We start from the raw sequence: 12399 nt of genomic DNA, 5'->3' as shown, positions 1-12399 counted from the left end.
GTTACCGCGCTCTCCTCGCTTGGGTGCGATCGATCATCACGAGATCCTGCAGGTCTGGGAGGGGCTCGCCTTCTTCGCTCACCACGCGACGTTGCCAGGTGCCGTCGGGGAGCATGCGCCACGACGAGACATCGTCGCTGAACGCGAAGCCGAAGAAGCGGTCGATGCGGGCGAGGTGGTCGCGTTCGACGATGCTCACGAGCACCTCGATGCGGCGATCCAGATTGCGATGCATGAGGTCAGCGCTGCCGATGAAAACGTCACGGTCGCCGCCGTTTTCGAACCAGTAGATGCGTGAGTGCTCGAGGTAGCGTCCAAGCACCGATCGCACTCTGATGTTCTCGGAGAGTCCGGGCACACCAGCGCGGATCGAGCAGATGCCGCGAACCCACACGTCGACAGGGACACCGGCCTGGCTTGCACGATAGAGCGCGTCGATGATCGCCTCGTCAACCATCGAGTTCGCCTTCAGCCTGATACCGCTTGGGCGCCCAGCTCGCGCGTGCTCTGCCTCGCGTTCGATGCGTTCGAGGAGCCCGGTTCGCAGCTGCAGAGGCGCGACGAGCAGCCTGTCGTAGTCAGTCTCAATCGCATAGCCCGACAGCACGTTGAACAGCTTCGTCGCGTCACGCCCGATGTCGGGGGAGGTAGTGAACAGGCCGAAGTCTTCGTATATGCGGCTCGTCTTCGGGTTGTAGTTGCCAGTGCCAATGTGGGAGTAGTGGGTGAGCCTGCCGCTCTCCTCACGAATCACCTGGACGAGCTTGCAGTGCGTCTTCAGCCCGACAATGCCGTAGACGACGTGCACGCCTGCTTGCTCAAGCTTGCGCGCCCACGTGATGTTTGCTTCTTCATCGAAGCGTGCCTTCACCTCCACGAGCGCGAGCACCTGCTTGCCCGCCTCAGCCGCCTTGATGAGCGCGGCGACAATCGGGCTGTCGCCAGACGTGCGGTACAGCGTCTGCTTGATAGCGAGCACGTCTGGGTCGGTCGCCGCCTGCTCGATGAACGCTTGCACGCTCGTGGCGAACGACTCGTACGGGTGGTGCACGAGCACTTCGCGACGAGCGATCGCGGCGAACATGTCGGGCTTGTCGCTCGTCGAACTCGTGCGGAAGGCGGGGTGAGTCACCGGAATGTGCGGTGTGAACTTCAAGTCTGGCCGGCGCAGTCCGCTCAGCGCGAAGAGCCCCGAGAGGTCGAGTGGGGCGGGCAGGGTGTACACCTGCTCCTCGTCAATGTCGAACTCGCGCACGAGCAGCTCAAGCGTCGCGTCGTCGAGGTCGTCGGAGATCTCGAGCCGGATTGGCGGGCCAAAACGGCGCCGCAACAGTTCCTTCTCGAGCGCCTGGATGAGGTTCTCAGTCTCGTCTTCCTCGATCTCGACGTCTTCGTTGCGTGTCACACGGAAGACATGGTCGTCGATGACCTTCATACCTGGGAACAGGCCGTCGAGCTGGTTCGCAATGAGCTCCTCGAGCGCGATGAAGCGCACATTGTCGTCGCTCTCGCGGCGATCGACACGAACGTACCTGGGGATCATCTGCGGCACCTTCAGGCGCGCGAACTCGACCTTGTCGGTATTCGGGTTGTGTACCCGAATAGACAGGTTCAGTGCCCGACCTGAGATGTACGGGAACGGGTGCGCGGGGTCCACGGCGAGTGGCATGAGCACCGGGTAGATGCGCTGCTCGTAATACTCGGTGAGGATCTCGCGGTCAGCGTCGTCGAGGGCCTCCCACTCAACGATGTGGACGCCAGCCTCAGCGAGCTGGGGCTTCACCTGCTCGGCGAAGCAGCGTGCGTGCCGCCGTTGCAGCTCGTACGCCCGACGGTTGATCTCGGCGAGCACGTCGGTTGGTGCGGTGCCGACGTTTGTGGGCACCGCGAGACCGGTGAGGATGCGGCGTTTCAGGCCTGCGACGCGCACCATGAAGAACTCGTCGAGGTTCGCCGCGAAGATCGCGAGGAAATTCGCACGTTCGAGCAGCGGCACTGTCTCGTCTTCGGCGAGTTCAAGCACGCGCTGGTTGAACGCGAGCCAGCTCAGCTCGCGATCGATGTAGCGATCTGCGGGCAGCACCCCGTCATCGATGAGTGGGATCTCGCGGGTCTCTTCGCTCATGGCTCTATTCTGACACCTGTGGCCCGCGCCACTGTGTGCTTCGTGAATCAATGGTGAACCCTGCGCCCTCGTACATGCCCACCGCGCGCGTGTTGTCGCCGTCGACGTAGAGGGTGATTCGCTTGGGCGTGTGGTGCGCCATGCGGGTAAGCGTGACCTTGAGCAGCGCCTTGCCGAGCCCGGTGCCGGCAAAGTCAGGGTCGACGCCGATCACGTAGAGTTCCGTCTCGACAAGGCCATCTTCGCCACGCAGCGTCTTCACCCAGGTGAAACCGGCGGTATGGTTCGTGTCTGCAGTCGCGACGAGAAACAGGTCTTCAGGGTCGAACCACGGTTCGGCGCGCATCAGCGCGAAGTCTTCGAGGGATACCCTGCCCTGCTCGGGGTGTGATGCGAAGGCACGCGAGTTCACGTGCACCCAGGCGTGCGCGTCAGCTGGATGCGCGTCGCCCGTGGCGTTGGGCGTCGCATCGAACGTGCGGAGTACGAAACCAGAGGGTAGTTCGACAGCGAACGGGTCTATCTCGTCGGCAGGGAGGCGCGCAGGATCGAGCGCCATGCGATACAGGGAGCGGACTGGCTCGAACCCTGCCCCGCGGAGCAACGCCGTTGCTGCCGGATTCTCACCGTGGGCCCATGCGAGTGGCCCTGTTGAGCCGCCGGGCGCTGGTTCGCGCGCGGCAGGTGAGTCGAGGAGGATGCGCAGCGCCTCGGTGCCGACTCCATTGCCCCTCACGGGAGGATCGACGACAAGGTCGAGTTCTCCCTGCCCGACGATGCCGACGGCGAGGGGCTCTGCGTCGCCAACCCGCGTGAACACACGCAGTTCGCGCTGCTCTTGAACTGCTGAGAGCAGCGCCTGGTCAGAGACAGGTGAGTTTCCGTCGGCCTGCTCCGCGCGGTCGAGGAGCGGCTGCGCATCGTCAACCGATCCTGGTCTGGCTCTGAGACTACTTGCCCGCATGCCGTGCTCCTCTCGCCTTCTAGGCCCCACGCCCTCGCGCGAAACCATACCCGACTCCTCTGACGGTGCTGATAAGCGACTCGTGATCGCCGAGCTTTGCTCGGAGGCGCCGCACGTGGACGTCGACAGTACGCGCGCCTCCGAAATAGTCAGTGCCCCACACCTCGGAGAGCAGTTGCTCACGGGTGAACACCCGCGCCGGGTGCAGCGCGAGAAAGTGCAGCAGCTCGAACTCCTTGTAGGTGAGGTCGAGCTTGCGTCCGTGGACCGTCGCGACGAAGTTGGACTCGTCGATCTCGACGCCCGATACCTCGACCGCCGACGCGCCACTGCTATTGGCAGTGGTGGCCTCGGCTGCGGAAACAAGCCTCAATCGCGCTTCGAGCTCGGCTGGACTCGCCTCAGGCGTAATGAAGTCGGCGAGGTCCCATTCTGGCGACAACGCAGCGAGCGCCGCATCGCGAAGGACCGCGATTCGAGGCAGCCGCGTTCGCCCGCTGAGCGCGACCGCTGCCGCGCGGGCGGCGCGTGGGTCGCCGGTGCCGTCGATCAGGATCGCGTTGATCCTGTGCGGGGTGTTCTCGTAGGCGAGCGCGGCCTGAAGCGGCGCCTGGAGGCTCGCGATAGCGACCTTGTGCGCGAGAAGTTCGAGCGCCGGAAGTGGCCCGGCTGCCTCACCCTGAGTGCTGTCGATCCTTCCGCCCGGTGAGCGAACGGCGCTGGTCGATGGGGAATCGCCCGCGGTGAGCAGGAGCAGTTCCATGACTGACCTCCCCGAGTGTGACTTGAGAAACATCCTATCTCGGACAGTCCGGGCACCGGTGTGGGAAGATGAGGGCATGACTCCGAGCGACGCCGAGCAGGTGACCCAGGTGTCGTGGCACCTGCCGCGACTCATCATTGCGTGGGCAGTCGCAGCTGTCTTCGGTGTGCTGGTGACGGTCTTCGTCGATGAGGCACGCTTTCAGTGGCTCGCGCTCGCCGTCGGGGTGTCGACGCTTGTGACGTTTGCGCTACAGCTCGGCACTGCCCAGCGCGAGGGCTTTATTAGCAGGCTGTCTTTCAGTATTGCGGGGTCCGTGGTGATAATCGCCGTCATCGACATCGTCAGTACGCTCATCGCGTAGCCCGCGCAATAACTTGCTAGACTGGGGCCATGCTTTTGGCTCTTGAACTCTTCTTCCTCGGCCTGCTGGGTCTCGCAGGCGTCGCGATCGCTTGGGTTTCCGGCACGGTTATCTACAACCTCTTCAAGGGCCAGCGCTAGGCGCATCCCTGATGACGAGCCCGTTCCTTTCACTTCCAGGAGCGGTAGGTGAGGCCGTAGCTCTTCACTACGGCGCTCCCCTCCAAGAACAGCGCGCGCTCGCCGAGGGCAATGCGGTGGTCGATCTATCCCATCGCGGCATCGTGACGGTGAGCGGCCCAGATCGGTTGAGCTGGTTGAACTCGATGACGAGCCAACAGCTGCTGAACCTTGCACCCGGCGAGAGCACCGAGACGCTGCTGCTTGACCCGAACGGCCGGATCGAGCATGCGATGCGTGTGGTCGATGACGGCGAGACCACATGGCTCCTCGTGGACGAGGGTTCTGCTGAGCCGCTCTTCACGTTTCTCAACAGAATGCGGTTTGCGCTCCGAGTCGAGGTCGCAGACGTGTCGGCCGACTATGCAGCCGTGCTCGCGTTCGCAGGCGGAACAGCCGTCGAGGGTCTGCAAGGTTTTGAGCCAACAGTTGCCTGGGTTGACCCGTGGGCTGAGGTGACACGGGGTGGAGCCCAGTACGCGCACGGGGAGCATGCGGGCGCGAACTGGAGTGCGATCCAGTTCGTGTTGCCCGTCGACAGGCTCGCCGCGGTGTCTCGTGCCGTGGCACCGGCTGGACTCATGTCCCTTGACGCACTCGAGATCAGAGCGTGGCGCCCGTCTCGCGTTTCAGATGTCGACGAGCGTGCGATCCCGCACGAGTTTGACTGGCTCCGCAGCGCCGTGCACCTCACGAAGGGGTGCTACCGCGGCCAGGAGACGGTCGCGAAGGTCCACAACCTTGGTCACCCGCCCAGACGTCTCGTCATGCTGCACCTCGACGGTTCGGAGGGGGAGTTGCCAGTTGCAGGCGCGCTCGTGTTTCGCGAGGGCGAAGCTGCGAGCCCCGAGGCGCGGCCAGTCGGCAGGATCACTCGGGCTGCGCTCCACTACGAGTGGGGTGCGATTGCATTCGCATTGCTCAAGCGTTCGGTTCCAGGCGATGTCACCCTCGCGGTGCGAGCGGGAACCGAAGCCGCAGATCCATCGGCACCCGTCGAGGGCGTCATCTCTGCTGCGCAGGAGATGATTGTGCCGACCGACGCGGGAGCTACCCGCACGATCCCAAAGCTGAAGCGACTGTAGCCCGCCCTCACGAATCCCGATGTCGCTCACTCTGCCCTGAGGAACCTCGCTAAGCTGGGAACATGACCAACACGTTGATCCTGCTCCGTCACGGCCAGAGCGAGTGGAACGAAAAGAATCTGTTCACCGGATGGGTCGATGTGCGACTCACTGAGCGCGGGCGAGGTGAGGCTGCAGCCGCTGGCAAGCTACTCGCCGAGTCAGGGATGCTCCCAGACGTGCTGTTCACCTCGCTGCTGAGCCGCGCGATTCAGACCTCGAACCTTGCGCTTGAGGCCGCCGATCGCATGTGGATCCCTGTCGAGCGCTCGTGGCGGCTGAACGAGCGCCACTACGGTGCGCTGCAGGGGCTCGACAAAGCTGAGACGCTCCAGAAGTACGGCGAGGAGCAGTTCATGGAGTGGCGTCGCTCGTACAACACGCCGCCGCCGGTGCTCGACGATTCGAACGAGTGGTCGCAGGCAAACGACCCGCGCTACGCGGGCATCGACGGTGACGCTCCTCGCACCGAGTGCCTATCCGATGTCGTCACTCGTCTCGTGCCCTACTGGGAGAGCAGCATCCTCCCAGAGCTGAACTCAGGCAAGACAGTGCTCGTTACGGCGCACGGCAACTCGCTCCGCGCGCTCGTGAAGCACCTTGAGGGAATCTCGGATGAGGACATCGCGGCGCTCAACATTCCGACAGGAATGCCGCTCGTCTACGAGATCAATGAAGACGGCACGCCGACCGGCGCTGGCCGCTACCTCGACCCCGAGGCAGCAGCGGCAGGCGCAGCAGCCGTCGCGGCTCAGGGCAAGTAACTCCACGCGAAAGGTTCTGGCCGCCTCACTACGATGAGGCGGCCAGAACCAGCGCACTGCGGGAGTCGGAAGCGACTACTTGTCGTCGTCTTCCGGCTCGTCGTCTTCTACGTTGTACTTGTCGGCAAGATCAGCCCAACGGTCCTCTTCAGAGAGGTGCCCCGAAGCGAGCTCGCGCTCAAGCTCCGAGTAGTTGGTGGCTGGGCTGAAGTACTTCAGCTCCCGAGCTACCTTAGTGTGTTTTGCCTTCTGACGGCCGCGCCCCATGCGTGACCCCCTTACACATTTCGGGCCCCACAGGATTTCTCCCGCGAGGCAGTACTCAATCAATCATGGACGTATGGGCATGATCTTAGCACGTTGGGAAGCGCGCTCAGCGGCGCTAACATGAGGTCATGACTTCGCCCGCACCTCGCCGCTCGGTAAAGCGCATCGTTCTGTTCTCAGTTCTTGCGCTGTTTCTCGTGATTCTTGGCGTCGTTGCAGCGATTCTTGTGCCAATTCTCACGCACTCGAACACCGGCAGCTCGGGGCAAACAATCCCGACGGGTTTCGAATCAGAGTCGAGCGCAACTGGCGCCGACGGAAAAACCCGGGCGATTTCGGTCGCAACGACAGACGGGGAACCGGCGAACCTCGAAGGGCTTGCGCCTGGCGACCAGATTGTCGTCTCAGGGAGCGGCTTCGATGCCGGACTCGGCATATACGTCGGTTTCTGTGCGATTCCGCCGTCGCCCGACGTGAAGCCTGGCCCCTGCCTCGGGGGAATTCCCGAGGGCGCCGAACAGGGCGAGGCCGCCGCGAAGGAGGCGCTCTCGAGCGCCTGGATCACCAACGACTGGGCGTGGCGCGCCTTTGCGACGCAGGGCTACGATGATGCGGCGACGGGTACGTTCGAGGTGTTGCTCACTGTGCCTGAGCCGACCGTAGAGGGCCTTGACTGCACCGTGTCGCGGTGCGCGATTTCTACGCGGAGCGACCACACCGCGATGAAAGAGCGGGTGCAGGACATGCTCCTGCCGTTCGCCTACACAGAGTAGCCGGGTGTTCGCAGCGCCGCTGCGGCCTCTCCGGGCGTTCCTGCGAGGCTAGTGGCCCGCAAGTGGGGCGATGATGAGCTCTGCGATCGTGAAGATACCGAGGCCCGCGAGCGATCCGATCACGGTGCCGTTGATGCGGATGAACTGCAGATCTTTGCCGACCTGCAGCTCAATCTTCTCAGCCGCCTCATTTGCGTCCCAGCGTTGGACCGTGTCAGTAACGACCTGCGCGAGATCGTGCCTGTATGTCCGCACGAGGTACTCGACGACCTTCATCACCCAGACATCGATCTTGTATTGCAGCGTTGCATCTTCTTCAAGCTTGCGCCCGAAATCGCAGACTGCGGCAGTGATGCGGCTGCGCAGCTCGCTTTCGGGGTCCTCGAGCATGTCGACGATCGCCGCGCGCGCTGTCTGCCACGTGCTCGCCGCGAGATCTCGAATTCGCGGGCTATCAAAGACCTCGCGTTTGAACGATTCGAGTTGCTGCTGCAGCGACTCCTGCTCTTGGAGGTCTCGTGAGAGATCGTGCAGAAACTTGGTGATTGCTGCGCGTGCAGGATGGTTCGCATCCGCTGAAACGTTCTGCAGGAACTTCACTGCCTCGGCGTGCAACCGCTGGTCGACGAACTTGTCGACGATGCTCGGCACCCACTGGGGGAGCCGTGACGAGATGACCTTGTCAAACGCCTGCGGGTGCTGCACGAGCCACAACTCGAGTCGGCTCGCAGCGAGGTCCACGAGGGACTCATGGTGGCCGCCAGTCACGAACGACTCCGTTGCCCGACCGAGAAGCGGCCCCCATTCAGGGTCAACAATGTGGCGTCGCACGAGCGACTCAACCAGATCCTGCACGTCGCGATCGTCGAGCACGGTGAGCGCGCCGAGGCCGATGCCCGCAGCCATGTCGCTCACGCGCCTCGCGTTCCCCGCTTCGCGAAGCCAGGCTCCAGCCATTCGCGCGCCGCTGATCTGGGAGAGTTTGTCGTGCACAACGTCGTCGGCGAGGAAGTTCTCCTCAATGAACGACCCGAGCCCCTCACCGATCTCGTCCTTTTTGTTCGCGATGAGGTTGGTGTGCGGGATAGGCACGCCGAGCGGGTGTCTGAACAGCGCCGTCACAGCGAACCAGTCCGCGAGCGCACCAACCATGCCGCCTTCACTCGCGGCCCTGACATACCCGAGCCAGGGGATTCGCTCCTGGAAGGCAAAGGCGAAGACGAACACGACGGCCATGAAGATCAGCAGGCCGACAGCGATGCCCTGCATCCGTCTCAGCGCGTGCAAACGGTCGAAGTCGGCGGGGGTGACGGCTCCGAGCGTACGTCGGTTCAACAGTGGCACCCCTCCATTATGCGACTTCTTGTATCTCCGCGAAGCTATCAGTCAGCCGTGGGATAATTTCCTACATGCAGTTTCTTACAGTGCTCAGCCTAAAAAACCGGGCACTCATTGCGCTCGTGACGATCGTGGCCGCCGTTTTCGGGTTTCTCGGAATGTCATCCCTCAAACAGGAGCTCATGCCATCGGTGGAGTTCCCCGCTATCGCCGTCATCACGACGTACCCCGGGGCCTCGCCAGACGTTGTGAATAACGACGTGTCGGGTCCCGTCGAGACCGCGCTGCGCGGCGTACCGAAGCTCGAGAGCACGACGGCCACATCGAGCACAGGCATGTCAGTAGTGCTCGCGCAGTTCACCTACGGCGTGGACATCGCCGCCACCGAGCAGAAGGTCGAACGCGCCGTCAGCCGGATCTCGCAGATGCTTCCGGAGACCGCGGACACGCAGGTCGTGGCCGGCAGCGTCGACGACCTGCCCGTGATTCAGATCGCTGTCACGCCCCCGAGTGGCGAGGATCCTGAAGAAACCGCGAAGCTCATCGAGCGCGTCGTCGTCCCGGAGATCGGCGACCTCGACGGTGTTCGAGAGGCGCAGCTGTCGGGTGCGCGCGGCGACCGCGTGACCATCGTTCCGAACGCCGACAAGCTCGCCAAAGCTGGCATGAGCCAGCAGCGGATCACGGACGCGCTGCAGCAGAGCGGCGTGCTCATCGCTGGCGGCACTGTCGACGACGAAACGAACACGCTCGCCGTGCAGCTCGGTTCCGAGCTCACCTCGGCTGAGGACATCGCGTCGATCCCGGTGCCACGCAGCACCGAAGATTTCATGGCGTACCAGCAGGCGCTGCAGGCACAGCAGCAGCTCGCTGAACAGGCCGCACAGGCACAGGCGCAGCCAGGTACACAACTCCCGCCGACCGAGGCGCCCGACGCAGACCAAGCCGTCGCCGCGCCGAAGCTGCCCGATGTCGTCACCATCGGCGACGTCGCCGACGTGAAGCTTGAAGCGAACCCAGTGACGAGCATCTCGCGTATCAACGGCGAACCTGCGCTCACGATTGCAGTGACGAAGATGTCACAGGCGAACACAGTCGAGGTCTCGCACGTCGTGCAGGAGAAGCTCGACGAGCTCTCAACGCAGCTCGGCGATGTGAAGCTGAACGTGATCTTCGATCAGGCCCCCTACGTGGAGCAGTCCATCGAGTCGCTCACGACGGAGGGCCTGCTCGGTCTCGTGTTTGCCGTGCTCGTGATCCTCGTCTTCCTGATGTCGGTCCGTGCGACGCTCGTGACGGCCATCTCGATCCCCACCTCGGTGCTGCTCGCATTCGTCGGACTGAATTTCGCCGACTACACGCTGAACATGCTTACGCTTGGCGCGCTCACGATCTCGATTGGCCGCGTCGTCGACGACTCGATCGTCGTCATCGAGAACATCAAACGACACCTCGTCGAAGGGGAGGATCGGGCGACAGCGATCCTCCGCGCGGTTCGCGAAGTCGCTGGTGCGATTACGGCCGCGACCATAACGACAGTTGCCGTATTCCTGCCGATGGCCTTCGTCAGCGGCATGGTCGGCGAGCTGTTCAGGCCGTTCGCATTCACCGTGACGATTGCGCTCGCCGCGTCGCTGCTCGTGTCGCTGACAATCGTTCCCGTGCTCGCATACTGGTTCCTGAAGCCGGAGGCGAAGCCCGCCCCCGCTGCTGGCTCCGACGCAGCTGATTCGACGAACAACGAGCACCGCGGCAACTGGCTCGCGCGCGGCTACCGCCCGATCATCGAGTGGACGCTCGGCAAGCCTGGCATCACCCTGATCCTCTCGGTGCTCGTGCTCGCTGGCACCGTGCTCGCGACACCGCTCATGAAGACGACATTCATGAGCGAGGACGAACAGAACTCGGTCGGGCTCACGCAGACGCTGGCGCCAGGCGCGAGCCTCGACGAGCAGCTCGCCCAGGCCGAACGCGTCGAAGACGCACTCTCAGCCCTCGACGAGGTCGAGACCGTCCAGGTGACGATCGGCTCGGCCGGCGGCATGATGGCGATGTTCGGCGGTGGTGGCGACGGAGCGATTAACTACTCGCTCACGCTCGACCCTGACGCGGACCAGGCGAAGGCCAAGGACGACATTCGCGCGGCCGTCGATAAGATCTCGGACGCTGGCGACTTCGCGATCGGTCAATCGGGCGGCGGCATGTCAATGTCGAGCGCGATCGAGGTGAACGTGACCGCGCAAGACCAAGAAACCCTCGCCGAGGCGAGCGACGACATCGTCGCCGCCCTCAAGAAGCAGGACGGGCTGCAGCAGGTCGAGAGTGACCTCGCGATGTCGCGGCCTTACGTTCGCGTCTCGGTTGACCGTGAGAAGGCCGCCGAGGCCGGACTCAGTGAGGCTGCGGTGGGCGGCATGGCGGCGAAGAGCATGCAGCCGAGCCAGGTCGGACGCATCACGATCGACGACTCAACAGTGAACGTATACCTCGACCTCGGTACAGCCCCGACTGATGTCGAAGGAGTGAAAGCGCTGGAGCTTCAGACTGGGGCCGGTGAAAAGCGGCTCGACGAGCTCGCGACGGTGGAGATCGCCGACGGCCCCGTGACCGTGCGCACGGAGAACAACGTTCGAATGGTGACAGTGTCTGCGCTTCCGAAGGGCGACGACCTCGGAGCCGCCGGGGTGCAGGTCACCGCCGCGCTCGAGAGCGTTGATCTTCCCGTCGGCGCGTCCGCCAGCATCGGCGGCGTGATGTCACAGCAGGAGGAAGCGTTCCAGCAGCTCGGTATCGCGCTGCTCGCCGCGATCCTGATCGTCTACGTGGTGATGGTTGCGACGTTCCGCAGCCTGCTGCAGCCACTCCTGCTGCTCGTCTCGGTGCCATTCGCCGCGACCGGTGCGATGCTGCTGCTCATCGCGACTGGTATTCCACTTGGCGTCGCATCGCTCATCGGCGTGCTGATGCTTGTGGGCATTGTCGTGACGAACGCGATTGTGCTGATCGACCTCGTGAACCAGTATCGAGACCGTGGCGACAGTCTGCGCGACGCAGTGCTCCACGGTTCGCTGCAGCGTCTCAGGCCGATCGTCATGACCGCACTCGCGACAATCCTCGCGCTGACGCCGATGGCGCTTGGCATCACGGGCAAGGGCGGGTTCATCTCGCAGCCGCTGGCAGTTGTCGTCATCGGTGGCCTGCTCTCATCGACAGTGCTGACGCTCGTCGTACTGCCGACGCTCTACTACCTCGTTGAGCGCAAGCGCGAGGAATCGCGTGAGCGCAGGGCAACCAAGCGCGCCGCGAAGCTCGCTGTCGCTGGTGCGCACGGGGGAGCGATCGAGGCGGACCTCGGGGCACTTCCGGATGCGGCGGGCGTGCCTGAGCACGGGATTCCTGAGCACAGTGCGGTTTCAGCGGTGTCTGACCACGCGGCACCGGCTGCGTCGGAACACTCGGATCCAGCCGCGCCCGCTGCCGTCGAGCCGCCGCAGCCCGAGGCCGAATCTGCGCCCGGCTCCGACGCTGACGATGAACGCCCGGCCACCACAGACGGGCGGGATAGCTAACTCATGGCACAGAAGAAGCGCAGAGGGTTTAAGGCCCCGGCAAACTACGATCCGAACCGCTCCAGGGCTCCGAAGCGCAAGTACGGTGGAGCCGCAGCGGCCGCTGGTGGCAAGAAAGCTCACGGCGGTTCGGGTGGCTCGGATCGTGGGCGTCGTGGCGCACAAGATA

The 12399-nt window shown here is 63.8% G+C and carries 10 protein-coding genes; 5 read left to right on the top strand and 5 right to left on the bottom strand.

All coding sequences use genetic code 11. The features are described from left to right. Position 1: 1 nt before the first annotated feature. From ACF07D_RS04505 to ACF07D_RS04495, 3 genes are read right to left on the bottom strand one after another with little or no spacing between them, the layout of a single operon-like run. Positions 2 to 2125 carry an RNA degradosome polyphosphate kinase gene (locus ACF07D_RS04505; protein WP_391504044.1) on the bottom strand — a complete coding sequence of 708 codons (2124 nt, stop codon included), beginning with the start codon at positions 2123 to 2125 and terminating at the stop codon, positions 2 to 4. 4 nt (positions 2126 to 2129) lie between these two features. Further along, entirely contained in the window at positions 2130 to 3089 is a 960-nt protein-coding gene (gene mshD / locus ACF07D_RS04500; protein WP_391504043.1) for a mycothiol synthase, read from the bottom strand. Positions 3090 to 3108: 19 nt separating this feature from the next. Then, positions 3109 to 3852 carry a response regulator transcription factor gene (locus ACF07D_RS04495; RefSeq protein ID WP_162921380.1) on the bottom strand — a complete coding sequence of 248 codons (744 nt, stop codon included), beginning with the start codon at positions 3850 to 3852 and terminating at the stop codon, positions 3109 to 3111. On the opposite strand from ACF07D_RS04495, the gene ACF07D_RS04490 reads away from it, so the two are divergent. The 3 genes from ACF07D_RS04490 (at position 3851) to ACF07D_RS04480 (ending at position 6283) form a co-directional block, all read left to right on the top strand. Next, positions 3851 to 4216, top strand: coding sequence for a hypothetical protein (locus ACF07D_RS04490; RefSeq protein ID WP_255808391.1), 366 nt, complete (start codon positions 3851 to 3853; stop codon positions 4214 to 4216). The two genes, ACF07D_RS04495 and ACF07D_RS04490, sit on opposite strands and share 2 nt — an antisense overlap. A gap of 151 nt (positions 4217 to 4367) precedes the next feature. Continuing rightward, on the top strand, positions 4368 to 5480 hold the full coding sequence (locus ACF07D_RS04485) for a YgfZ/GcvT domain-containing protein (protein ID WP_391504042.1): 1113 nt from the start codon (positions 4368 to 4370) through the stop codon (positions 5478 to 5480). Between the two features lie 62 nt (positions 5481 to 5542). Continuing rightward, positions 5543 to 6283 carry a phosphoglyceromutase gene (locus ACF07D_RS04480; RefSeq protein ID WP_119284994.1) on the top strand — a complete coding sequence of 247 codons (741 nt, stop codon included), beginning with the start codon at positions 5543 to 5545 and terminating at the stop codon, positions 6281 to 6283. Between the two features lie 75 nt (positions 6284 to 6358). On the opposite strand, the gene ACF07D_RS04475 is transcribed toward ACF07D_RS04480, so the two are convergent. Beyond that, positions 6359 to 6550 carry a DUF3073 domain-containing protein gene (locus ACF07D_RS04475; protein ID WP_119284993.1) on the bottom strand — a complete coding sequence of 64 codons (192 nt, stop codon included), beginning with the start codon at positions 6548 to 6550 and terminating at the stop codon, positions 6359 to 6361. Positions 6551 to 6678: 128 nt separating this feature from the next. On the opposite strand from ACF07D_RS04475, the gene ACF07D_RS04470 reads away from it, so the two are divergent. After that, a complete protein-coding gene (locus ACF07D_RS04470; protein WP_119284992.1) occupies positions 6679 to 7323 on the top strand; it encodes a hypothetical protein in 645 nt (214 codons plus the stop codon). A gap of 48 nt (positions 7324 to 7371) precedes the next feature. Here ACF07D_RS04470 and ACF07D_RS04465 read toward each other — a convergent pair whose 3' ends face one another. After that, complete coding sequence (locus tag ACF07D_RS04465) at positions 7372 to 8667, bottom strand: DUF445 domain-containing protein (RefSeq protein ID WP_391504041.1); 1296 nt, start codon at positions 8665 to 8667, stop codon at positions 7372 to 7374. 65 nt (positions 8668 to 8732) lie between these two features. Between ACF07D_RS04465 and ACF07D_RS04460 the strand changes: the two genes are divergently transcribed. Then, positions 8733 to 12230: an efflux RND transporter permease subunit gene (locus ACF07D_RS04460; protein ID WP_391504040.1), complete on the top strand. Its 3498-nt coding sequence runs from the start codon at positions 8733 to 8735 to the stop codon at positions 12228 to 12230. Positions 12231 to 12399: the final 169 nt, after the last annotated feature.

It is taken from the genome of Leucobacter sp. NPDC015123 (genome assembly GCF_043080205.1).
GTDB classification, from domain to species: domain Bacteria; phylum Actinomycetota; class Actinomycetes; order Actinomycetales; family Microbacteriaceae; genus Leucobacter; species Leucobacter aridicollis_A.
This window is presented reverse-complemented; position numbering and strand designations above follow the sequence as displayed.

Coding starts and splice junctions, on each gene's coding strand:
- ACF07D_RS04475 (WP_119284993.1), bottom strand. CDS start 6,550: ATGGGGCGCGGCCGTCAGAAGGCAAAACACACTAAGGTAGCTCGGGAG.
- ACF07D_RS04470 (WP_119284992.1), top strand. CDS start 6,679: ATGACTTCGCCCGCACCTCGCCGCTCGGTAAAGCGCATCGTTCTGTTC.
- ACF07D_RS04485 (WP_391504042.1), top strand. CDS start 4,368: ATGACGAGCCCGTTCCTTTCACTTCCAGGAGCGGTAGGTGAGGCCGTA.
- ACF07D_RS04490 (WP_255808391.1), top strand. CDS start 3,851: ATGACTGACCTCCCCGAGTGTGACTTGAGAAACATCCTATCTCGGACA.
- ACF07D_RS04495 (WP_162921380.1), bottom strand. CDS start 3,852: ATGGAACTGCTCCTGCTCACCGCGGGCGATTCCCCATCGACCAGCGCC.
- ACF07D_RS04480 (WP_119284994.1), top strand. CDS start 5,543: ATGACCAACACGTTGATCCTGCTCCGTCACGGCCAGAGCGAGTGGAAC.
- ACF07D_RS04460 (WP_391504040.1), top strand. CDS start 8,733: ATGCAGTTTCTTACAGTGCTCAGCCTAAAAAACCGGGCACTCATTGCG.
- ACF07D_RS04505 (WP_391504044.1), bottom strand. CDS start 2,125: ATGAGCGAAGAGACCCGCGAGATCCCACTCATCGATGACGGGGTGCTG.
- mshD (WP_391504043.1), bottom strand. CDS start 3,089: ATGCGGGCAAGTAGTCTCAGAGCCAGACCAGGATCGGTTGACGATGCG.